This window comes from Flavobacterium johnsoniae, assembly GCF_001879205.1.
GTDB classification, from domain to species: domain Bacteria; phylum Bacteroidota; class Bacteroidia; order Flavobacteriales; family Flavobacteriaceae; genus Flavobacterium; species Flavobacterium johnsoniae_A.
Map to the genome: position 1 here is coordinate 649,268 of NZ_MLFK01000007.1, position 22,767 is coordinate 672,034.

Here is a 22,767-nt window from a genome sequence, read left to right on the forward strand (position 1 = left end):
ATTTTTCAAAATCACACCAAGACCTGCATTAAGGTTGTCCTAAATGCAGATGCTGGATGTGATTGTTTTAAGATGATTAAATTTTTATGACTTGAAGCGCTCCGTTATAATCGATTTCTTTTCCAGAAGCATCAGAAAGGAATGCTTTTGGGTTGGATGGATCGACAGCTATTATTTTAAATTTTCGGTCTTTTAGCATGCCTTTAAAATCTCCTTTACGCTCGCCGATGGTTAAGGTCTGATTTTTTTGATTGTAATGGAAGCTTATCGCACTGTAATGGCCTTTTTCATAATTGTAGTTAACACCTTCATCTTCATACAAAGTAAAACTGCCATCGCGGCCTTTATAAATATACAACACCACATTATCAGCAGGTTTCTGATCGGTGTATTGGATTTCTGGACCAGCAGGAATTACAGCGCCTTCAGGAATAAAGAGCGGAAGACGTCCATAAGGCGCATCTGCCTGCAGAGTCTGTCCTCCTGAGAGCAGCCTGCCCGTATAGAAATCGTACCAGTTTGTGCCGTCAGGAAGGTACACTTCTCTTTTTCGTGCTCCATATTGATAAACAGGGCAGACCATAAAAGAAGATCCGAACATGAATTGGCTGCTGATGCCAACGACATTTTTATCGTTTTGAAAGTCCATTATCAACGGACGCATAATGGTGTAGTCATTAAAATGCGTCATACCCGCCATTGTGTAGATATAAGGCATTAATCTATAGCGAAGGCGGTCATAATATACAATAGACTCGTATGCTGGATGGCCTTCGGGAGCAATATTCCAAGGTTCGCGATAAGGAAATTGTCCGTGAGATCGGTATAGCGGAGCAAACGCCCCAAACTGATGCCAGCGCGCATTTAATTCACGCCATTCTTTACTGTCAGCGTTTTCATTTCCATTTTTGTCGTACTGCTGCTGTGCGCTCACATAACGGTCTTCCACACAAAAACCTCCAATATCCATCGTCCAGTATGGAATACCGCTTGCGGCAAAGTTAAGACCTGCCGAAATCTGTGCTTTCAAATCTTCCCATCTTGTCGCAATATCGCCGCTCCAGGTTGCTGTTGAATAGCGCTGCAATCCTGCAAAGCCTGATCTTGTTAAAAGAAACACACGTTTATTAGAATCTGCAGCTCTTTGCCCATCGTAGATTGCTTCTGCATTCATAAGGGCATAAGTGTTGAAATATTCGGTTGCAGGTCCTAAAGCGGTTGGTCCCTGCAGTTTTTTACGATACTCCATATCTGTACAGTCCAACACATTAGGTTCGCTGGCATCCATCCACCAGGCATCTACGCCTATAGGATATAAATTTTCGTAGATCTGTTTCCAAAATAGTTTGCGTGCACCGCCTGCATAAGCATCATAGAATGATCCTGCATAACCAGGCCCAACCCAGTCACGAACATTGTCTTTAATGGCCTGCTGATACATCCATCCTTTTTCGTCAAACTCTTTAAAGTGCGCTGTAGTTTTATAAAATTTAGGCCATACCGAAATCATCATTTTGGCATTCATCGAATGAATAGAGTCTGTCATAGCCTTTGGATCAGGAAAACGGGCAGGATCAAACTTGTGGCTTCCCCAGGCATCATCTTCCCAATAATTCCAATCCAATACGATATTATCAATTGGAATCCGGCGCTTTCTAAATTCTTTTAAATTGCTTAAGATTTCATCTTGGGTTTTGTATCGCTCGCGGCTCTGCCAATAACCCATTGCCCAGCGGGGCATAATTTGAGATTTTCCAGTCAGGGTTCGGTATCCTTTAATTATGCTGTCCATAGAATTGCCATGAACAAAATAATAATCAATTTTTTTGTTCATTTCGCTCCACCAGACCTGGCTGTTTTTTTCCTCAGCCAGCTGCGGCGTTCTTACTCTTAATCCGCAGTAAGAAGTTGAACCGTCTGGTCTCCATTCTATCCTTAAAGCCGTGCGTTTGTTCGCTTTCAGATTCATAGAGAATTTGTAGCTGTTAGGATTCCAGGCAGTTCTCCATCGCTCGGCAACCACCAATTGATTGTCTAAATAGACTTTTACATAACCAGAATAGTACAGTATAAATTTATACTCTCCGTCCTGCTGAGCTTCAATTTCGCCTTCATAAGTAACACTGGAATTTTTTAAAGGAAGATCTGCTGGCAGGTTTTTTATGCTTTTTACATCCTCAAAAAATATGGATTTTTCTTCGCGAATCAGCGGTGCATTTTTCTTCTCTGGTGTGCTGTAAGTTCCGGTTAAGAAACCTGGCTGGCCATTTTTTCCAAATAATTTAAAAACCTGATTTAACTGCTCATAAGGACGGCTGTCTCCAAATCGGCTTAAAGAATAGCTGTCCCACAAAAGCCCGTAATTTTTATTTGATACGACAAATGGCACTGATACTTTGGTATTGTATTGGAAAAGTTCTTCGCTTTTATCTTTATAATTAAATTCATCCGACTGATGCTGTCCCAGCCCGTAAAAAGCTTCATCTTGAGGCGATTCAAATATTTGGCGCACGGTATAGCCTTTTGTCTGATCGGCTTGGATGGGAAGAAAAGTTCTGCCGCCGCCTGCTTTTTCAGCCAGCAGTATTTTTCCGTTTTTATCTTTAAATTTGATTCCGCCGTCTTTTGCCGAAACCACAACATTCAGCGTTTTGGTTGAAAGCTGGATAGAATCTTTTGATTGATTAATGTGAAATGGAACAGTTTGCTGGTTGGGAACAATAATCAGACTGGAATCTTTTTGAAATTCCTGGGCTGTTGCGGCAACATGCACCAGATCATTGCCTAAAACCTGAATGCGCAGTGTGCGCAATTGGTTTTCTGTTCTTGGTTTCAGAGTTATTAAAACACCGTCATCTGTTTTGGTGTAATTTTTAACAGCACATGATGCCAAGAGGAATCCGGCCGAAAGGCCTAAAGCTATTGTGTTTTTTTTCATGTTTTTTGGTTACGAATGGTTTATATGATAATTAGCAGTTTTGTGATTTCTCGACTTATAAGCATAGGGAACTGATTGATGGAGCTGAAATTTGAATTTCTATAAAGCTGTCAGTAGTCCGCATTTTTATGGCTGTAAAAGCTTATTAGTGAACCCTGTTGCTAAATCGATTGTGTCAGGGTGTAAAAATATCCTTTAATGAAAAAGCATATGGGATATAAATGTATTATTTGACAGGTTCTTATGTATCATTGTACTTATTGAAGACAAAGAGGGGAGTGGAATGTATTTTATGACAGGCCAAAATGTATCATTTTTTTTACACCTGCCGGCTAAAGTGTACATTAGCATCTGCAAAATTTCGAGGCACGCATTAAAAGGGGTATTCGAATATCATATGCCTCTTCTTTTTGAATTGTTACAGCAGAAAAAGATTTCTTAAGCACCTGCTTTTCATAATATACAAACCAAAAAATTAAAACTATAATACTATTAACTATCAAACTATCAAACTATCAAAATGAAATTTATTTACCAATTTATCTGCCCTTTGCTTTTCTGTGTAATGAGCTACGGGCAGAAGTATGAGAAAACAAGTCTTGGAATTAAAACTGAAGCAGATGGAAATAAAATAGAAATTCAGTTTTACAGTCCTTCGATTGTAAGAGTTATAAAATATCCCGCAGCGGGTGTTTATTCTAAAGAAAGCCTTTCGGTAATCATGAAACCGTCAGCAGCTCCTTTTACAGTAAAAAGTCAAAACAGCCAATTGGTTCTAAATTCCGAAAGCCTTAATGTTACATTGCAGTTCCCAACAGGAGAAATCTCATTTGCAAGTTCAGATCAAACCTTACTGCGTGAGAAAAAACAGGGAACAAAATTTGCACCTGTAAAAGATACCGATACCAATTCTTATACCGTATATCAGGCATTTGATTTAGACAAAAATGAACCTATATATGGATTAGGACAGCACCAGAGAGGAGATTTAAACCAAAGAAATCAAAATTATCGTTTGGAACAGGGAAATACAGAAGATGCCGTGACTTTTTTTCAGTCGGTAAAAGGGTATGGGCTTTTTTGGGATAATTATGCTCCTACAGAATTTAAAGACAGTGCTGACGGGACTTCCTTTGAATCTCTTGTGGGAGATGGGGTAGATTACTATTTTATGTACGGTAAAAATGCCGACGGAGTGGTTTCGCAAATGAGAAAGCTTACAGGAAGCGCTCCAATGTTTCCGCTTTGGACTTATGGTTTCTGGCAGAGCAAAGAACGTTATAAAAGCCAGAACGAAATAGTCGGCGTAGTAAAAAAATACCGTGAACTGGGAGTGCCTCTGGACGGAATAATTCAAGACTGGCAGTATTGGGGAAATAATTATTTATGGAATGCGATGGAGTTTCTTAATCCTGAATTTTCTGAGCCTCAAAAAATGGTGGATGAAATTCATGGTCTCAATGCCCATATGATTATTTCGATCTGGTCTTCGTTTGGACCAAAAACCAAGCCTTATAATGAGTTGAATAGTAACGGAATGCTGTTTGATTTTCTGACTTGGCCTGAATCCGGCAGCGAAATTTTTCCGCCCAAAAAAGATTATCCTTCCGGAGTGCGTGTTTATGACGCCTATAACCCAAAGGCAAGAGACATTTATTGGAAATATGCAGGAGAAGGCCTTTTTGCAAAAGGAATTGACGGCTGGTGGATGGATTCGACCGAGCCCGATCATCTTTGGGTAAAGCCGGAAGATTATGATACCAAAACATATTTGGGAACTTTTAGAAAGGTCCGAAATGCTTATCCTCTGATGACTGTAGGCGGAGTTTACGATCATCAGCGTAAAGAGACTTCAGATAAGCGAGTTTTCATATTGACAAGATCTGCATTTGCCGGCCAGCAGCGTTATGGCGCCAATACATGGACAGGAGACGTAGAATCCAGCTGGGAAAACCTGCGTGCTCAGATTCCGGCGGGACTTAATTTTACCCTTACCGGTATGCCGCATTGGAATTCAGATATTGGAGGTTTTTTTGCTGGAGTTTACAATCAAAAAGGAGAGGTGTCTGGAGCGGAAAGCACTTTGTTTCGCGAGCTTTATGTCCGCTGGCTGCAATTTGGCGCTTTTAATCCGATGATGCGTTCGCATGGTACAGATATACCCCGCGAGATCTATAACTTTGGCCAGAGAGGAGAACCGGTATACGATGCAATTGAGAAATTTATAAATCTGCGTTATTCCTTACTGCCTTACATTTACTCGACATCGTGGGAAGTAACCCATAAAGATTCCAGTTTTATGAGGGCATTATTTATGGATTTTGCCGCCGATTCTAAAAGCTGGGATATTAAAGATGAGTTTATGTTCGGAAAATCTATTTTGGCTGCACCAGTGGTCCAGGCCCAGTATACACCCGAAAAAATTAAAGAAGGCCAGAATCAAAAGCAGCGTATAGATTTTAAAGCAGAAAAATCAAGAATCGTTTATCTTCCTGCCGGAAGCGGCTGGTATGATTTCTGGACCAACGAAAAACTGCAGGGCGGCCAGGAAATTACCAGAAAAACAACTCTTGATATGATACCGCTTTATGTTAAGGAAGGCGCTATACTTCCAATAGGGCCTCAAGTGCAGTTTGCTGAGGAAAAAAGATGGGACAATCTTGAAATAAAAGTATACCCTGGAAAGGATGGTTTCTTTACTCTTTATGAAGATGAATTTGATAATTATAATTATGAAAAAGGCGCCTACACAGAAATTGATTTCAGCTATAGTGAAAAGCAGAAAAAATTAACTATTTCCAGCCGGAGAGGACAATATAAGGGCATGTTATCTGAAAGGACTTTTACCATTGTGATGCCAGACGGAACAAAAAAAGTGCTGGCTTATAAAGGGAAAAAAATAGAATATAAACTTTAAGAAGAAAGGTATGCCGTTTAAAAGGATATGTTATGCCTGCGATCTGATTGATAATCCAGAGCTTATAGAAGAATATAAAAAATATCATCTTGCAGAAAATGCACGTCCCGAAATCACCAAAAGCATTAAAGATGCCGGAATAGTGTCTATGGAAATTTATCTTTTAGGTAACAGATTATTTATGTGTATGGAAGTGGACGAGACTTTTACTCCCGAAAGAAAGCAGCTCATGGATGCTGCAAACACAGAGGTTCAGCAGTGGGAGCAGCTAATGTGGAAGTTTCAGCAGGCTCCCCCCGGAGCAAAACCGGGAGAAAAATGGCTCATGATGGAGCAGATCTATCAGTTGGAACAGTTTTAATTTTTACTTATCAAGTAATAACAATATAATAAAGCAGAATAGACATGGCAGTAAAAGTTCGCACTTCCTTTTTTAAATCGGTATACTTTTATCCTGCTTTTGTTTGCATATCCACTCTGTTGATTTTAGTTTTTCCTTTGGGCTTTTTCCCGCTGTCTGTTCCAATCTTTTGCGCCGAACGCCGGCGCAAAAGGATTTTCGCTTCTATCGGGGCTATGGTGTTAAGCTGCGTATTAGTGAAAGAAAGCGGCAGATTAATTTGGGGCTGGCTTTGATATAAGGCAGAATTTATGCAGTTTGTGGAATAATTTAAAGAATCTTATGCATTTATTTGGCAGGATACTTTTTATCGTCCAGAGAGGTATAAGCCGGTGAGGGCTATATTCTTGGTGAGCGGTAAATTATAAATTGGCTCAATGCAGTATTTGGCATTCCATTTTAAATCATGCAGTCCGGCAAAATTTCTTCGGGCATTCATCAGCAGTAAGGCTCATAAAAAAGTCCACTGCTTTTTATTTCCAAGATAACAGGCGGAGGATAATTAATTATTTATTTGGTCTGCAGGGGATTGTTGAAAATCCCCTATAGCTGCAGACCTGTCCATAAACATATCTTCCATTTTATGTTTATTTGTATAGGGTACATTACCGGTGGACCAGTAACAGGTCTAAGGTAGGAGGCGGCGTTTGAATTTGTTTACAGTATTTTTATTTGTAATTATATAATAGCCAGCAGCTGGACAGCCGGTTTAAAAGTTGTACTGTATGCTTCCTTGGTTACCGGTTCGTTTTGTCCTTATGGTAACCCCTAAGCCGCTTTTCCATTTTCTCAAGGAGTCTTATTCATGCGCGCTGCACGAGTGATCGGCAGGCTGCTTTGTTTTGTTATAATATTATGGCTCGGCAGACTATTGCATGTCATAAATGGCATATTTTTGAATTTTATGAATCCTTGATGTTTAATAAATCCAGGACCTTTGGGGAAACTTTCAAATCGGGGCGCAGCTGCATTATGCCTTTTATAAAATGCCGCTGCAGCTCTTCTGCATTGCGGATTGAAAACGGGGTGTTAAGCGTAACGGCTTTAAGGGATGTTATGTTTTTGGATTTATCGAAATAGTACACGCAGATTATATAGCTTGTATCTTCGCCTTCGAATACTGTCACATCGTAATCTTCAGGGCGGTGACCCGGCCGCAGGGATTCAAAAGCGAGCGATTCGACTATTGCATCATCTTTATAATGGTGCAGACCGCTGCGGTCCACAGCTATTCTGCTGATTTTGTTGTTTCTGCTGGTCTTTATTCCTTTTAGGACGGCATAGGCCATAAAAAATAAAAGAAGCAGTGAGAGCAGCACCGATAAGATTTTAAATCCCCCGTGCACGCTTTGGGACTGCATAATGGCTATTTCAAGGTTCAGCACCGCCAGGATTATGCCTGCAAAAATAACTGCGGCCATGGCTTTTACCCAAAGGGTTCTCTTTGATGCTTTTACGGATTCTATTTCAGGGAAATCATGATGGCGGGGATCCATTTTGTCTGTGTTTGAATGATAATTCTGCAGGTGCAGGGGTAAATGTAAGAAAGATTAATTTAGTATTGAGGTTTAGTAGTGGTGCAGCAGTGTAAAAATACTATCAAGTTTATTAGTTTTTTCTGCTGCGAAAATAATGCTTTCTTTTTTCGGAATCAAGTATAGACATCAGTTGAAAGACGGGCAATAGCTCTTAGATGCAACATGTTTTCCTAAGACAACAATGGAAGATTAGAAATTAAAACAAGACCTTCTGCTTTGTATAAAGCTTTTTGCTTTTAGATATAATTGACTTAAGGTACAGTTTCGAACCTAAAGCCGCAAGGCCTTGATTTTACTGAACTTTTAGTTTTGAAAAGTAAGATGTGCTACGATTTTGCCACAAATCTCAGATTGATGATTTTTATAGCTTTTTTGATGTAGTAATGTTTCGAACTTAATGTTTCAAGTAATTGTTTTACAGTTTTTTATAATGTTTGTATAAATCGTTGCACCGATTCTGCACCCATATTCATTTTAAAGCTATTTGAATTTTTCTATCTATGTAAGTAAGTGTTTCTTTTACTAATCTTTTACTTTTTTAAAATTGATCTTACCATGATTCTGACAAGAAATCTAAAAGTTTTAAAAATAAAAAATAACAATAATTCACTTTTCTTTTTTCAGAAGAACTGTTTATTCTGGATTAGTTTTATGAAAATAAGAAACTAACGTATGATAATCAATTCTTAAAAATTTTAATTTAAAATAAAATAATCGTATTTTTGGATAAAATAACAATTATGGCACTATTTAAAAAAACATCAAAAGCGGAAGATACTGGACTTAGAGGTACTTACGAAGGCAGACTGTTTGTTGATAAAGCTGTATTTTATAAGAGACCAGAAGTACAAGCTGCTATTAAACAGTTAAAAGAATCCTCTGTTGTTAAGGCTCATATCAAGACTAGTAAAGGATGATGCCTTACAACCTACTGCTACTTCCTGTAATGGCAGGTTATTTTTTATTGGTATACTCAGTTTTATTTAAATATAATACACAAAGGTTTTTACAAAATAGATTACTATTTGAATCTGTCTTTGTTGGTGTAGCTATTGTCTTTTTTGGATTTATTTTACGGACTGTAATCGAGATACTTAAACCTGATTGGATTGCATGGTCGCTCACTATATTAAAAGTTTTTCCTATAAACAAGGTAGATTACTTTTGGACGGTTTTATTTTCTTCTCTTTTGGCTATTATTTTTGTTCCCATAAGCAACTTTATTCTTAGAAAAATATGGAGGAAAAGTACTCCAATTGCACGTGCGGTTGATAAAAATGGAGATGAAATTGAAAAGTTATTTAAAAGATCTTTCGATGAAGGTGTACTTATTCAAGTGACACTAAAAAATAATAAAGTTTACATTGGTTTTTCTGAAATGATACCAGAACCTCAAAGGACTAACTACTTAACAATTACACCTATTATTAGTGGCTACCGTGAAAGTGAGACCAAGAAGCTTATTATTACTACTGATTATTTTAAAGTTATAGATGATTATATTAAAAGCTTGGCTCCAGATAAAAAAAAAATTTCACTGAATACTGATATCATTTTACGACAAGATGAAATTTTGACAGCTGGAATTTATGAGCAGGAAATTTTTGATAAATTCAATACTCAGGCTATAGTTGAAAAATCAAAAGATATTAAATCAAGTCTTTTAGATTTTGCGATTAATTTTCTTCAATCTCTGAAGTAATCTACATTCATCTTCAAAAATCTTAATCTTATCGATTATGCATTATATCTAGATACATTGTAGATTTGATCCGTCTAAATTGATATATCAATTTTGGATCTATTATTAGGTAAAGATTATTAAAATAACCTAACCTTTTTTATGACGAAAAAGCTCGTTCAAGTAAATCAATTCCAGAAATTGAAGTCTCTTTTTGTTTATTTTTCTATTGTTTTACAATAACTTCTTTGGGTTGGATAGCTGTATTTATTTGTGCTGTCATAACAGCTTGGTGAGCATCATTAATTTCAAGGGTCAGTTGTTCCCTTTCCAGTTTTAGCTTTTCATTTAGATAATTATGTTTTATCTCAAAATCTGCAAAAATCTCACTCCAGGTTTTTGCATAAACTTTTATCCGTCCTTCGTTTAGAAGCATCATCAGAGAACTTATCCCGTGAGGTTTGTTTGTATTTATGTGGTTCTGGATAAAGTTGGATGAATCAAATTTATTGCCGATCAGATAAAATTCCCATGACATATTGGGCGCGTTAAATTCGGGCTGTTTCTGAATCAATTCCATGTAGTTATAGACTTGGTTATATTGACTGCTTCCCAAGTTTATCAGAGGATGTTTAAGCTCTACTACAATATTTTCAATTTTGTCCATTAAAGTATTCTGCCTGCAGGCAAAAATGTCCATTTCTTTAAGCTTGTGCGGATGATCTATTTCTACAGCTGTATCTTTTTCTGTGAGCAGATATATATACCTTCTCAACGCTTCTTCAAATTTTGGCTCAGCAGATGTAACCAAATGGTATTGTTCCCCAAAAATCCAGTAGTGGCTTTCAATCATTTTTTGTAAATGATTAACCTCATTGGCTTTTAGATCTTTATTAAAAACAAGTTCCTTAAGAATAGCAACTGTTTCGTACCTGTCCTGAATTAATTTGATGGTTGCAATCACCCTATTAAGTTTTGTGGTCTTAAGGATTTTTGCCAGATCTTTTTTCTCAGTAGTCGAAAGATCAAGGATTTCGTCAAGAACCTCAAAAATGTCCTCTCTTTCGCTGGAATCCAACAGCAAGTCAAGAAAACGTACAAAAGTCTTCTTTTGATTTATATTGAGACTGGTAAATAATTTTGGCTGAATTTCATAAAGGCTTTTCAGGGTTTCAATTAAATCCTCTTTTTTATATTTTTCTTCCCAAGGTGTCTTATAGACAGGAAAAATGCCATGCTCTTCATAGTTTTCAATGAGTTTGTCAGCAAACTTTCTTAGGAAAGGTTTTCTTTTTTCCCTTAAGAACTGGTTGATGTGCTTTATTAGATAACGATATTCGGGCGAAGATTTTGCTTTTCCAAACAGGCTGACCTGTGTTTCATTTTCAGAGCTATTGAAATCAAAATCATTAAAATACTCACTTTGGATATAAACGCTGTGGAAGAATTCATCACCTTTTTTATTCAAGGTAGTATGATCCTTGTAGATTTCATTCTTTTTATCATTTAAAAAATAATATTTGGAATATTCTTGATGCAATGCCTCCTTCCACTGTATAAATTTAATTTTGAATTCTGTTTTGCCACCTGATTTGGAGTCGGAGAAGACAAGTGAAATTTTTTCGTCTCTTTCGGCTATATTAGACTCATAATCTAGGGGAGCATCATTGATAATGATCTGGAACTTTTTATGTTTGTTTAATTCCAAAAACCAGCAGAACTCCCGAATGAGGAAAGGGATAATTATTTTATCCATCTGATTCTCGGAAATCTGTATGTCAGTAAATGTTACGATAGTACCCGAAAAGTCTGCTTCGTTATCGATATTTTGGGATGTAAAGTCTGTTAGGTCGCTACTGTTTATAATAATGGTATTTGTTTCAAATTTTTTCCCATTATTAAATGTCGTAGTCCATTTTGCGCTTTTGGCAAAAGTGAAAAATGTTAGTCTACCCACTCCGTTTTTACCATGCATTGAAGATGTATGTTTAGGGGCAGATACTTTTATAGCTTTTTCAGATTCATAAAATGGCTTAAATTTTGAATTCAGTTTACTGTGATTGATGCCATATCCGTTATCTATTATTTCCAAATATTCCAATGACCCTAAAGTATCCACGGTATAATTTAAGATTACAGTAGTCGCGGTTGCATCAAAGCCGTTCCATATATATTCTGCTATTGCGCTTGGAGTTTGGTAATTGCTTAGAATTTTTTTTATCCCGTTAGAAGTTACATTTACATTTCCTGCCATAATTAAACCTATTATTTTGCTTAGTACAATCTATGCTTTCGATATGAATCTAGTAAATCACATAAAAGAAGAATAATCGTAAAGATAGTTTTTTTATGTTTTTCAGCATAATTTGAGTATGATGTGATTTGCAGTACAGCAATCTTTTAAAAATAATTTCTGTTTAAGTTTTTTCACTATTTTTTTAACATTACGTAAAAGTGTGCATCAGTTGTAAATAATTATATTTGATTAAACAAACAGAACAGAATAAAATGACAGATCTTTTTACAATGGAAAAAGCGATACAACTACAGGTGAGAAAAGATTTGGATGCGAGAGAACAGCATACCATACTAAAGCTCAAAGGCAACCTTATTTCAAAAGGCTTCACCGAGATTATCCACATTCTGGATCAGGATGAAGATTATCACATTAACACTTTTGAAACAGCAATCGAAAAACGCAATGAAGTCCAACAATATATTTCGGCATTCATCAATCAGGAAAACCTGCTGGATGCCGTCAGCTTAAAATAAACAAAGTCCGTTATAATCCCGAGCCCGCCGGCCAATCAGGCTGGCGGGCTTCTGATATTTAAAATACAGCCATAAAAAGAGCCGATCTTCATCGGCTTTCTTTTTTTGCTTTTGTTTTTTTCATGCGTTCCCTGATTTTATACAGGTTCTCGGAAAGGAGCTGCAGGATCTGCTTGTGGTGCTTGGAGGGCTTGTTTTTCATTCCCCTGCACTGTAAAACTTCCATACGGCTTAGGGAGATTTCGATGGTTTCGACGGATTTATCCTCGACCTTTGCCGAGAGTATCAGTGAGTCTTTTCTTGCGTAATACTCATTGGTGAATACGCAATGCACCAAGTCGTCGCCCTCCCGCATAAAATCCTTTACCTCTTCAATAACGGAAATGCTCAGTTTTCCATCCTCAAACGACAGCCCGAAAAATCGCCTTTTATCGTTAGCATACCTTTTCTGCGCCTTTTCGATTTCAAGGCGCAGGTCTTGGAGTTTTTTCTTTCTGAGCAGTTCCCTTTTTTTCTGCACCAAGTGGTCGTGCGCTTCGCTGAGGTTTTCGGGGCAGACGTAAAGGGCGCATGAAAGGTCTTTTTTGAAATACCGCAAAAGTTCCAAGTAATCTTCCCAAATGGAGACGTCCGAAACTTTGTAGCCGTTTCTGATGGCGGTCTTGACCGCCTGCCAGTTTCGGCGGATGTCCTGCCTTGAAGCGCCGAGATAGTACTGCAAAACATTCAGCTGTCGGGATTTCAAAAGCGTTTCGGCGATGGGGTCGGACAGAAGCGAGGAGAAGAGCAGATGGGGCGCTATATCATAAACCGACGATTTAAATCCGTTGCGTTTCAAAACGGGAAGCACTTTAATGTGCGGATAGACCTTGTAGGGATTGATGAAGTATTTCGCATTGCGTACAAAATCCTTTGGTCGGATTTCAAGCGGGGAATAGAATTTCCAAGAATCAAGGGTGCTTGAAAAAACATTGGTGCTGAGCGATAGCGTGCGCACTTCGCCTGAGGGAGCAATCCAATGCTGCATCACTTCCTTGTGGAAATGGGTCGGTATGAAATTCTTTTTCATGTGCTTGTGGCTGATTATCATGCGCACGACCTGAAACCCTGCACAGCTATCGATTACGGCAAAATATTCGGTTTCCTTAAAATGCACCTGATTATAGGGCATCATTTTAAGCCTGCCCATGCAGGCAGGACAAGTTGTGAACTTGTCGCAGGCAGATTGGCAAGAGGGCTTCCAAACGTGGGCGCACTGCAAACAGTAGAACTTGGAGTGTGAGAGCACGCCCCATTTCAGAAAAATGTTCTGCTCCGCCCAAAGAAAAACCTCAGGCTTTATGGCAGGAAGCGAAGCACTTATGGCGGTCAATTGCTTTTCGATGATGGTTTTGGGTATCATATGTCAAAGAGTGTCAGGGCGGTCTGCACCGCAGGTTTTACATCTTTCTTTATGGGGAGAAAAGGCTCTGTCTGCATTTTCGTAACGGGGATTTCAGGCTGTGAGAAAAGGTCGGCAGGCGCAGGGGTCTGCACTACGGCTTTATAAGCTACAGGGGCGGGCGTGCCGATGGAATCATCGGTGTAGTACTTTACTGCCATGTCAAAGATTTCCTGATTGTCAAAGGCGCACAAGCCTGTTTTTTTGACCTCGCCTCCGATGTAATCCAGACAGCTTTCGAGGTTCTTGGAAGCTTTGGCGTAATGGGGCGCAAAGGCGGCATCGCCCTGCGCCAAACCGCTCAGATACTTTTCTATGGCGTTTTTAAAATTTTCAGAAGCTTTCATATCAGTAGATTTAAGATTGAAAATTTTTACTCAAAGAGCCTAGAGTAGAGGTCGTAGCAGTATTCCTCAAAGCAGAGCCAGCAAACGAAAGTGTAGTGCGGTGCGCTGAACCTGTTTTCGATAGGCTCGCCGATGGCTTCCTCCAATTCGGTTCGCATGTTTTCCAAATCATCGATATGCTCGATGTAAAATTCTTTGCAGTCTGCATGGTAGATGAATTCTGAAATCATCCCACTAACGCACCCGCCTGTCTGCAGGTCGAGGAAAAAGGATTTGAGCTGTGCGCTTCGTTTCCCGTCATAAGAAGTGATGCTTTTAATGATTATTTCGTTAAAGGCGTCACTAACGCGATAATCGCTGTAATTTGATTTTTGCAAGGCTTTCATGATATTGTTATTTAGGCGTGTATATAAATTTTAAAGGCTTGAAAGGTTTAGAAAGGGAGGTCGTCGGGATCATCCGATACCTGCTGTTTTTTAGGAGCGGGTGCAGGTGTACTGCTGTCCGCCTGCGCAAATACCAAAATCTTGATGTTCGAGGTATGAAAGGTCAATGCCCCGTGTGCCTGAGCATCGTTTCCGATATAGACATTCATCCCGATGCGCCCAAAGAGCTGCACTAGCGTTCCTTTTTTGAGCCACTGCGCCAGTCCTGCGCTCATCCAATACGAACAGTCGATATAGGTTACAATTTTTTTAGTTTCTGTACTTCCTTTGGGTCTGTAGCTGTCGTTGACCGCTATGGAGAAGTTTACCACCTCACGGTTTTCCTTTACCTTAAAAGTTGAGGCATCCTTTACAATTCTTCCTGTGATTTCCATGATTTCCGTTATTAAATGAATACTTGTTTGAATTTCTTTTCCCATGCCCCGCAATGAAATTTTTCAAAAGAAAAAACGGGAAAAAAGAAAGCAGAAGAAAAGTGGACGGCTACCGAGCCGGAGTGCTATAAGTCCCGAAGGGCGGCAGAGCCGTTATGCGCATGCAGGGGAGGGCGGGCACTACTTTGGCTGCCCTTTTAACCCGTTTTGAATTGGAAAATATCTGTAATTTAATTTGTTAAAACAGGTATTTATACTGTATACACTTTTATGCTAAAGAATTAATTTGCCATTTTAATATTTGTTTATGGAAAACCGTAAAGTAAAATAGATGCCATTTTGTAGGTTTGATTTAATTGAAGAAATAAACTTTCTAATGAAGCATACCGATTATTTTTTTAATCCATTTTTAATCGGTTAAATCTACGGTGACGTAAGACAATTAATTTAACAATCAAAAAATAGAAAAATATGAGTTTCGGACATGCACTTTATTACCCCCACATTAATCTGACAAACAAAAACTGGATTAAGCATGCTTTACTGCTTTGGGACAATATTTCAAGGATAGTACCTGATTCTGTCGAACCTTCGGACAGTGAAGATATCATTACCATAAAAAGTGAATCTAAATTTATTAAGGACTATCGCCCTACGAGTGGGGATACATCACAAGCATTTTATAACTTTAGCCAGGAGTTAAGACCAATTATTGAGTCAGATGCTTTTTTCAATGACAGGTTCTTTAGAAGGCAAAGAGAACGCAGAGATTATGAGAGAGATTATCACAACAGAAGAAGTTTTTTTTCTGACATGGTGCAGTCAAGCGGAACTTATATTCATGTCGAAAAAATGGATCGAGATCTCAAGGGGTATTTAATTGATATAGGTGTAGCTATTCCTGGTCAGAGAGAATGGGAAGATTGGGTGAAAATAGATAGTGAGATTGGAATGCTTTATATGACTTATTTTGCAAAAAGTATTTCTAAGAATAAATCACTCCCAATCGTTACTGATGTTGAACAATCGTTTTCGACTTCACTTTATTTTGAGTCGAAAATCCATTCTGATTATAAAAATCAGTTTGAATATAAGTTGGGCAATTTACTTATTGAAACCATTGTACCCAAAAATATAAATGATGTGCCTTTGGACAGGATACTTGATGTAAGAAATAAATATGATAGTGAAAGAACAGCATTCTTCAATGAAATTTCGAATTTATCAAATTCTATTTCCGACCTCGATAACGGCAGTGCTCTAAAAGATGCATTAAATCAGCATTCTAGAATTATTTTAAAAGAGACTAAAAATTTAGAAGAACTATACAATCTTAACAAAATAGAGACTGCAACTAAGTTTTTAAGTATTTCACTGCCAACCACAATTGCATCATTGACCGAATATGTTTCCGAAGGAGCAAAACCGTTTGTCACTGCTGGCGGAATTATTTTCGGAATGGTATCAGCTGCAAATTCAGTTAAAAAAGATAAGCTGGAACTAAAGCAAAATCCAAAATCTTATCTATTAAACTTAAAATCCGAACTTTCCGGAGGTGATATTTTTACCAGAGTTAATGACACTGTTAAAGGAATTCGAAAATGGTAGTCACTTAAGGGTCTTCCAGTTTGTGTTTTCCTATGAGTAGTCAATTGAGAACAGACACAATTTTTACATTATATGATGCAGAACGTTTGCCATTTTATTGTGTATTTGTTATTGTATACAGTTTCGAACCTAAAGCCGGAAAGCCTTCATTTTGCTGGGTTTTTACTTTTCTAAAATTGGAAGTGCCACGATTTTGCCACAAAACTTAATACGTCTATTTTCAAAGTAGATTATAGATGAGTTATGGTAAATTTGTTGCGGATGAAGAGGTTCCGTTCTTAATTTTTAAGAACCCTAGTAAATACTAATTTTTATATACCTTTTAAGAAAAAGAACAGAAAAAAGTGTACCTCGGTTTTAAACTATTCTTTTACGCAGATTTTAGTTAGTTATTGTTTCTCTCCTTTTCTTTATTTTGTATTTTATTCTGTGACTTTGAGTGCTTCCTGTCAATGTTGGGGCAGGCCAATTTAATGTGAAAAGCAAAAATGGTGTTTTATTTTTTGTTTTTTTGAGCTCATCCCGCTATGGGCCGCAATTTTCTGCGCCGAACCCCGGCAAAGAAGGATTTCCGCTCCTATCGGTGCTAGGTAGGGCTTGTCCTCAATATTTCTCTTACTGAGGGTTGGAATAAAATTAAGCTATATTATTGAATTTTGCAATTGCAAGATACTTTCAATTACCTGTTAATGTCATAATAAATCTTTGTAATAAATCTCTGCAATACGGGCATTAAACTCTAATTTAAGTTCCGTTTCTACCGAATTGATTAAAGGTTTAATTCCTTTGAGACTTTTTAGAATATAGACATTATCTGCAGCTAATATCCATTTTGCATTAAAGTTTTTGTAATCATATTCATTAGGATTCAGCAGCCATTTTTCAAATTCGGAAATATGATCAAAACCGTTCAATAATTCTGATTTCCTGTCAATTTGCAGGATGTTCAATAAAATTATAAAACGATAAAACGTATGTCCTTCAAAAATTGGCTTGCCTTCCTTAAACTCATTCTTGAAACCTTTTTCCCTGTTGAGTTTTATTTCTTCAATGTATCTTTTAAAATAATCCTTCTTTCTGTAATCATATAACTTCATCCTGATCAGATCATCGTAAATCTCGCTATGGAACTTTTGATCAAGCATTTCTTCAATTTCTGAATTTAGAACCGCTTTGCAGGGCTCATCAGCGATATTCAATAAGTATGACACATATCTCCATTTATGGATGCCGTCTATATTGCCGATTACTTTATTTATTAATCGTTTTTTGGTAATTTTTTTGTCTGGAAAAAACTTGTGGAGGGCCATTGAAACTTCTTTCAGCAGTCCCTCATACTTATTATTGTTGGGTTTATCCCTGTCAACAGCTATTTCTAATATTTGAACTAATTGTTCGGGAAAAAAACAATCGCCCTTTTTCGCAATAAGCCTGCCTAACTCCTGCAATTCATACCAGGATAAGTGATCTTCAATTAATAAATAATTAATAATAATGGGGCTCAATGAGCTGAACGATTTTTCTGAAATATTAATTTTTGATAAAAGGGTGAATGAATTTGAAACTAATCCTGTATATCTGCCCTTAAATTGAAAGTCGATTAAGTACTCTTCAGTAACTCCGCATTTATAAGGCGAATTGGCAAACATTCCATTTTCATAGTATGATTTAAAGAGGTTTGTAATGCTTTTGATAATTTCAATTTCGCATTCTTCATCAATTTTTATTGACTCGGTTTTTGAAAGTATTTTTCTAAACTCATCAGTATTTACATTAATGAGGAATTTTTTTAAATAATAGGAATTGAAAGAATTCAATCCTTCTGATTTTGTCAGGTAGCTTTCCAAAAAGCCGTTAAAGGTTTTGGCACTGAGCAGTTTATAATCGCCAAAAACATTGTAGATAATTCTATTGGTGTTGAAAAATAATTCTAGCCGGTTATATTCAGCTGCCAGTTCATCGATATGGTCTGACCCGGAAGACCTCTGAGGGTGCCCTTTATCATAATATTTTTTTAAATCAGATATGTTTTGGACTAATTCTTCTACTTTATCTTTTACCGATAAAAACAGCTTATTGTCTTTGATATTGTGCAGGTAATTCCTAACATCATCACTTATGGCGAATTCTATTTCATGATAAAGAATTTTGTTTAAGTCAATGTTTCGTATCTCCTGCTTAATTTCAAAATTATCCTTAAGGTTCTCATCTTCCCATACCAGATAAAGCAGATATTTCATATTCAGCTTTGCTAAAAAGTATTGGACTTCAAAACCTTCTTTGCCTTTTATTTTTTCGCTGAAAGCCTTATAGATATTAAAAGCGTCCTTATAGTTGTTTGCCGAGACAAGGTAATTGCCATAAGCATACTCAAGAGTCAGGTGCTCTTCTTTATTTTTGGCAGTTTTAAGCCTGCTTAAAAGATATTTAAAATCCAGTGTTTTAAAATTACAGCAGATGCAATCGCAGGAGGTGTATTTTAATATATCGATGCTTTTGGTGAAGCCTTCTTCTTTAGAGAAACCAAAAAGGTTCTTATGTGAAAAACCAAGCCCGTTTGATCTTGCTCTTATTACATTTTTATAATCTTTGATACAGCTTATTTTAGTAACCTCTGAATGGTTCAGTACGCTTATAACCTCATTTATTTTGTCTTTGTATTCAACAACCCTGCAGTGCTCTAATTCTTGTTTGAGTTCCTCAGTGATTGATATTGAGCCTTCATTAAAATCCAGGCCTTTGAACAGTTCATAAATCTTTGGGTTTAGTGTAAGCAGTTTGCCACCTCTGTAATGCCATACATTTTCACTAAGGATGTTAAATGGTCTTATTCCCGCTAGGTAATTAGGGTCAATATACTGTAGTCCTTTGAACTGGATCAGTGCGGCATGCATTTCATCTAAAATATGTCTGGGCTTTTCATTTTCCTTTAGTTTTTTAAGGCTGATCTGATAAAGCTTATCGGTGCTTGATTTTTCCTGTTTAGTTATAAACCGGTCTTTATGAAATAGATACAGAATTTCCTTAAGCTTATTTTCATTTCTTAAATCTTCAAGAAAAAACACCTGGTAGCTGCCTTGGAATTTGGAAGAATAAAATCGTATTTCTTTAAAATTGGAAACAATCACCCATCTGCAGTTTACTCCCATTTTTGTTGCATACTCAAAGGCTTGTGCAACAGCGGATTTGGAGTCGGCTCTTTTTTGTTTTTCATCAAGATCTGTAGCGGCATCTTTAATTTCAATTACCGCCCTTACATCATTAAGGGTTTTGTCTTTAGAGAAAAAGCCGAGTACACCGTCAGGTTTGGTGCCGTCCAATTTTGTTTTTGCTTCTTCTCTTATTGTCCAGTAGTTTGGGTTGCCGTAATTAAAGCCTAAAACATCGCCGAAAAATTCATTTAAGAATCTGGATTTAAATTCTTCCTCTTTTGCATTTTCTATTTTTCCCGAATGCAGTTCGCCTGTCAGCCCATCGATGATATTTCTGGCTGATCTGATATTGGGCACATTAGATAATTTGAACTCTGGAATGAAATTGGAAAGGAAGTCTTCTGTAAACAAAGGCTGGATGTTCATAAAATAAGTTTAAAATATAAAGGGATTGATTAACAGATGTAAATTTTAAAAATACAAAATCATTTCCCATGAAGTTTATTGAGAAAATCTTTTAGGTAGTCATTACATGACGTTATAATTTAGAATTTTAACAATTCAAGAATTTCATCTATATTACTTGATACTTTACAGTTATAAATTTCGTCTAATTTTCGCTGCTTAATCATTGTGCTTAATTCACGTTCTGTGAAAAAATAATCGAAGTACGGTAAAGCTGATGAAACATGTAAGAAATCCATTGTATCATTTCCATCTTTATATTTCCGATCTTTGTTCCACCTTGCTGCAGCGTTCATTTCTGGAAATATTCGGTAGGAAGGTAGTTCATCATTAAGTTTTTTCAGCTTAGATAAATTATAAATCATATTTTTCCAGTTTTTGCAATTTAAGCTTTGACGTTCTTGAGCTGTAACTTTATTTCCTGTGTCATTAAAATAGAATTCTTCGAAGTAATTATTCAGATCTTTTTCAAACTCATGTAAATAGCCGCCTAATTCAGAAAGGTACATTTCATGAAAGTTTTTATTTTCATGTTTGTATTTTTCTTTTCCATAATTTAATGCGTCAATATCATCCTTATGATAAAATGGCTTTAAATTAGAAGTCGCATCAAGTTGATTTATTATATTTTCAAAAGAAATATCGCTGAGAAAATTAATAAATCCGGTATTAAGCATTTCTGGATCATGTTTCAAAAAAAATGGAAGCAGTATAATTAGGGATATTTTACTCCAAACCATTTCATTCAAATTGTTTTGTGGCTTTCTTGATTTACAATTTACGAAATCCAAAAATTCTAATCTTTGACGATCTTTTTCCCCTGCAATTGAAATTCCTTTTGACAGCTTGTCGATTATTAAAGCGGATTGCTTTAATGAACTTAAATCACTCTGTTTTAAAATTTCCCAAAAAGTAATTTCACTAATCGGTAAAATTACTTTTTCAGACTCCACAAGTTTAATCAGCTGGTTATATAAGAGTTTATCTTTATCTGTTCTGCGGTCTCTGATTTTAAGCCAATAATTGGTGTCAAGATAAATTTTAGTCTTATCGGCAAGGGATTGACCAATTTCTAATTGAATGTTTGATAAATGTTGATTGTCCATTGGCGCGTCGTTTCAAAAATGTGGCATACTATTCTGTTTGTTGGCCAGCTACGGACACATCACAGTTTATTTCTGTTAAATATAAATTTCGTGCAAAATGTAAAGGTGAATTTATAATAAAACTTCTAATCTTGCCAAATGCCTTAGCTAATGTTTTTTATATATAAATCTTTAGATTCTCATCTAGATTGAATACTTCCGCATTTTTGATTTTCTCAGTTAATCGTTTTGCATTCACGTTTTTTGATTCGATTATAAAAAAAGTTTCTATAATAATTTTTGACTTATTATATTTATATTCTCTTGGAAATATAGCATAATCTTTGCCAAAATAATTGAAAAGTATTGCTTCATTTGATTTTATTTCAATTACACTTTCTAATCCTTTTTCCCTTATTCGGCTAAATAAATAGTCGATAAATAAATTTATTTTAGTTGGTTCCACTTTTGTATTGTGAAATGATCTGGATGTGCTTATACTTTGTGATGAAATTAATTCTGCGTAGTGTCTATTTAGAATATGAACTAAGGAATAAAGATTTAGCTCAATAGTTTTTTCATTTAGAGTAAATTCTTTTATTTGATTATGAGAGGCGATATGCTCTAAAATCTTTTTTGCTTCATGAAATATATAATATGATTTTAATAATCCTTTAAAAACATCTAGTTTCTGCCCTGAGTCTAATTTATTTTCAATATACAGCTCAATGTTTTTCTTCGCTAAAGTATCTCTTGTTTCTTTTGATATAATTTGATGGCTTTCCTCACTATGTCTGTCTCCTAGACAAGTTTTAGCCCAATTCATTGCAAAATTTTCAAGAAAAATTTTATCATTATTAATTTCGGCTTTCTCAACAGGAGTAATGAATTGATTTTCAATTCTGAACTGATGTAATTTTTCAGATATGCTAGAATCGAATTCTTGGTTATTTAGCGCCTGTATTTCTCTGTAATCAACAGTTTCACTGATTCGCTTATTTTCATTGCGTTTGTAATATGTTGATTTGAATGTTAAGTCTGTCGCATAAGTTAAATACAGATGATAGAATTTATAATCATCAAATCTCGAATCTTTAAGAGCTTCGCTATTTTTATCAATTGAATATAGCAATCCTAATCTATCCAATTCCTCAATTCCCAGTTGTTGATTATTCTTGAACTTAGCCTCAATTTCAAGCATTTTTCTCATCGCATCTTCAATGTCTTTTCTCATTTATTTATGGGGTTAAAATAGCGGTTAATTTATTTTAGGTAATAATTGTAAGTAAAGTAAATCCTTTTTTGTATTTGCTACACGAGCTTTTGCGAACAGGTTAAGCTGATTATTAAAAGTAAGCGCCAATTATTCATTAAACCATTTGCCCAAATCCACTGCAGTATCTCGCAGCATTAGCACTGCCATTTTAGATTTTACGCCCATTAGCCATCGTCAGGTATTTTTTTCGCTACAATAGCTGCAGTTATATCTAATTTGAAAATTTCTCATCGGCACTGCCTTTTCATGGCATACGACAAATAATTCCGCAGTTTTAGAATATTGTTTTATATGCGTTCCGCACTTCGGGCAGAAATATCACTGCTG

At 36.4% G+C, this 22,767-nt stretch carries 16 protein-coding genes; 6 read left to right on the plus strand and 10 right to left on the minus strand.

What is annotated here, in order from left to right; all coding sequences use genetic code 11:
- Window positions 1-76: 76 nt before the first annotated feature.
- Window positions 77-2,938: a TIM-barrel domain-containing protein gene (locus BKM63_RS14355; protein ID WP_071637241.1), complete on the minus strand. Its 2,862-nt coding sequence runs from the start codon at window positions 2,936-2,938 to the stop codon at window positions 77-79.
- A 520-nt stretch (window positions 2,939-3,458) separates the two neighbouring features.
- Between BKM63_RS14355 and BKM63_RS14360 the strand changes: the two genes are divergently transcribed.
- A complete protein-coding gene (locus BKM63_RS14360) occupies window positions 3,459-5,855 on the plus strand; it encodes a glycoside hydrolase family 31 protein (RefSeq protein ID WP_071637242.1) in 2,397 nt (798 codons plus the stop codon).
- 10 nt (window positions 5,856-5,865) lie between these two features.
- Window positions 5,866-6,216, plus strand: a complete 351-nt coding sequence (locus BKM63_RS14365; RefSeq protein ID WP_071637243.1) for an L-rhamnose mutarotase — start codon at window positions 5,866-5,868, stop codon at window positions 6,214-6,216.
- 941 nt (window positions 6,217-7,157) lie between these two features.
- On the opposite strand, the gene BKM63_RS14370 is transcribed toward BKM63_RS14365, so the two are convergent.
- Window positions 7,158-7,751, minus strand: coding sequence for a hypothetical protein (locus BKM63_RS14370; RefSeq protein ID WP_071637244.1), 594 nt, complete (start codon window positions 7,749-7,751; stop codon window positions 7,158-7,160).
- 782 nt (window positions 7,752-8,533) lie between these two features.
- Between BKM63_RS14370 and BKM63_RS23650 the strand changes: the two genes are divergently transcribed.
- Together BKM63_RS23650 and BKM63_RS14375 are read left to right on the plus strand one after the other, a co-directional pair.
- Window positions 8,534-8,710 (plus strand): hypothetical protein, encoded by a 177-nt coding sequence (locus BKM63_RS23650; protein ID WP_164973741.1) that lies wholly within the window; start codon window positions 8,534-8,536, stop codon window positions 8,708-8,710.
- Window positions 8,707-9,495, plus strand: coding sequence for a hypothetical protein (locus BKM63_RS14375; protein ID WP_071637245.1), 789 nt, complete (start codon window positions 8,707-8,709; stop codon window positions 9,493-9,495). The genes BKM63_RS23650 and BKM63_RS14375 overlap by 4 nt, the downstream gene beginning before the upstream one ends.
- A 205-nt stretch (window positions 9,496-9,700) precedes the next feature.
- On the opposite strand, the gene BKM63_RS14380 is transcribed toward BKM63_RS14375, so the two are convergent.
- Window positions 9,701-11,728 (minus strand): ATP-binding protein, encoded by a 2,028-nt coding sequence (locus BKM63_RS14380; RefSeq protein WP_071637246.1) that lies wholly within the window; start codon window positions 11,726-11,728, stop codon window positions 9,701-9,703.
- Between the two features lie 272 nt (window positions 11,729-12,000).
- Here BKM63_RS14380 and BKM63_RS14385 point away from each other — a divergent pair, with 272 nt between their 5' ends.
- Window positions 12,001-12,246, plus strand: a complete 246-nt coding sequence (locus BKM63_RS14385) for a hypothetical protein (RefSeq protein ID WP_071637380.1) — start codon at window positions 12,001-12,003, stop codon at window positions 12,244-12,246.
- A gap of 88 nt (window positions 12,247-12,334) precedes the next feature.
- Here BKM63_RS14385 and BKM63_RS14390 read toward each other — a convergent pair whose 3' ends face one another.
- From BKM63_RS14390 to BKM63_RS14405, 4 genes are read right to left on the minus strand one after another with little or no spacing between them, the layout of a single operon-like run.
- Window positions 12,335-13,648 (minus strand): PcfJ domain-containing protein, encoded by a 1,314-nt coding sequence (locus tag BKM63_RS14390; RefSeq protein WP_071637247.1) that lies wholly within the window; start codon window positions 13,646-13,648, stop codon window positions 12,335-12,337.
- On the minus strand, window positions 13,645-14,034 hold the full coding sequence (locus tag BKM63_RS14395) for a Cas9 inhibitor AcrIIA9 family protein (protein ID WP_071637248.1): 390 nt from the start codon (window positions 14,032-14,034) through the stop codon (window positions 13,645-13,647). The genes BKM63_RS14390 and BKM63_RS14395 overlap by 4 nt, the downstream gene beginning before the upstream one ends.
- Before the next feature lie 26 nt (window positions 14,035-14,060).
- Entirely contained in the window at window positions 14,061-14,420 is a 360-nt protein-coding gene (locus BKM63_RS14400) for a DUF7222 domain-containing protein (protein WP_071637249.1), read from the minus strand.
- Window positions 14,421-14,467: 47 nt separating this feature from the next.
- The gene (locus BKM63_RS14405) at window positions 14,468-14,899 is read right to left on the minus strand and encodes a single-stranded DNA-binding protein (protein WP_242661150.1); all 432 of its coding nucleotides are present in this window, start codon (window positions 14,897-14,899) and stop codon (window positions 14,468-14,470) included.
- A gap of 426 nt (window positions 14,900-15,325) precedes the next feature.
- Between BKM63_RS14405 and BKM63_RS14410 the strand changes: the two genes are divergently transcribed.
- On the plus strand, window positions 15,326-16,462 hold the full coding sequence (locus BKM63_RS14410) for a DUF6236 family protein (protein WP_071637250.1): 1,137 nt from the start codon (window positions 15,326-15,328) through the stop codon (window positions 16,460-16,462).
- Between the two features lie 692 nt (window positions 16,463-17,154).
- On the opposite strand, the gene BKM63_RS14415 is transcribed toward BKM63_RS14410, so the two are convergent.
- The 3 genes from BKM63_RS14415 to BKM63_RS14425 all read right to left on the minus strand — a co-directional run bounded on the left by BKM63_RS14415 (window position 17,155) and on the right by BKM63_RS14425 (window position 22,398).
- Window positions 17,155-20,040 (minus strand): type IIL restriction-modification enzyme MmeI, encoded by a 2,886-nt coding sequence (locus tag BKM63_RS14415; protein WP_071637251.1) that lies wholly within the window; start codon window positions 20,038-20,040, stop codon window positions 17,155-17,157.
- A 119-nt stretch (window positions 20,041-20,159) separates the two neighbouring features.
- Window positions 20,160-21,185, minus strand: coding sequence for a hypothetical protein (locus BKM63_RS14420; protein WP_071637252.1), 1,026 nt, complete (start codon window positions 21,183-21,185; stop codon window positions 20,160-20,162).
- A gap of 157 nt (window positions 21,186-21,342) precedes the next feature.
- On the minus strand, window positions 21,343-22,398 hold the full coding sequence (locus BKM63_RS14425; protein ID WP_071637253.1) for a hypothetical protein: 1,056 nt from the start codon (window positions 22,396-22,398) through the stop codon (window positions 21,343-21,345).
- Window positions 22,399-22,767 lie beyond the last annotated feature (369 nt).

Excerpts from the sequence above, each read along its gene's own strand:
- BKM63_RS14355 (WP_071637241.1), bottom strand. The coding sequence starts at position 2,938 with ATGAAAAAAAACACAATAGCTTTAGGCCTTTCGGCCGGATTCCTCTTG.
- BKM63_RS14360 (WP_071637242.1), top strand. The coding sequence starts at position 3,459 with ATGAAATTTATTTACCAATTTATCTGCCCTTTGCTTTTCTGTGTAATG.
- BKM63_RS14365 (WP_071637243.1), top strand. The coding sequence starts at position 5,866 with ATGCCGTTTAAAAGGATATGTTATGCCTGCGATCTGATTGATAATCCA.
- BKM63_RS14370 (WP_071637244.1), bottom strand. The coding sequence starts at position 7,751 with ATGGATCCCCGCCATCATGATTTCCCTGAAATAGAATCCGTAAAAGCA.
- BKM63_RS23650 (WP_164973741.1), top strand. The coding sequence starts at position 8,534 with ATGGCACTATTTAAAAAAACATCAAAAGCGGAAGATACTGGACTTAGA.
- BKM63_RS14375 (WP_071637245.1), top strand. The coding sequence starts at position 8,707 with ATGATGCCTTACAACCTACTGCTACTTCCTGTAATGGCAGGTTATTTT.
- BKM63_RS14380 (WP_071637246.1), bottom strand. The coding sequence starts at position 11,728 with ATGGCAGGAAATGTAAATGTAACTTCTAACGGGATAAAAAAAATTCTA.
- BKM63_RS14385 (WP_071637380.1), top strand. The coding sequence starts at position 12,001 with ATGGAAAAAGCGATACAACTACAGGTGAGAAAAGATTTGGATGCGAGA.
- BKM63_RS14390 (WP_071637247.1), bottom strand. The coding sequence starts at position 13,648 with ATGATACCCAAAACCATCATCGAAAAGCAATTGACCGCCATAAGTGCT.
- BKM63_RS14395 (WP_071637248.1), bottom strand. The coding sequence starts at position 14,034 with ATGAAAGCTTCTGAAAATTTTAAAAACGCCATAGAAAAGTATCTGAGC.
- BKM63_RS14400 (WP_071637249.1), bottom strand. The coding sequence starts at position 14,420 with ATGAAAGCCTTGCAAAAATCAAATTACAGCGATTATCGCGTTAGTGAC.
- BKM63_RS14405 (WP_242661150.1), bottom strand. The coding sequence starts at position 14,899 with ATGGGAAAAGAAATTCAAACAAGTATTCATTTAATAACGGAAATCATG.
- BKM63_RS14410 (WP_071637250.1), top strand. The coding sequence starts at position 15,326 with ATGAGTTTCGGACATGCACTTTATTACCCCCACATTAATCTGACAAAC.
- BKM63_RS14415 (WP_071637251.1), bottom strand. The coding sequence starts at position 20,040 with ATGAACATCCAGCCTTTGTTTACAGAAGACTTCCTTTCCAATTTCATT.
- BKM63_RS14420 (WP_071637252.1), bottom strand. The coding sequence starts at position 21,185 with ATGGACAATCAACATTTATCAAACATTCAATTAGAAATTGGTCAATCC.
- BKM63_RS14425 (WP_071637253.1), bottom strand. The coding sequence starts at position 22,398 with ATGAGAAAAGACATTGAAGATGCGATGAGAAAAATGCTTGAAATTGAG.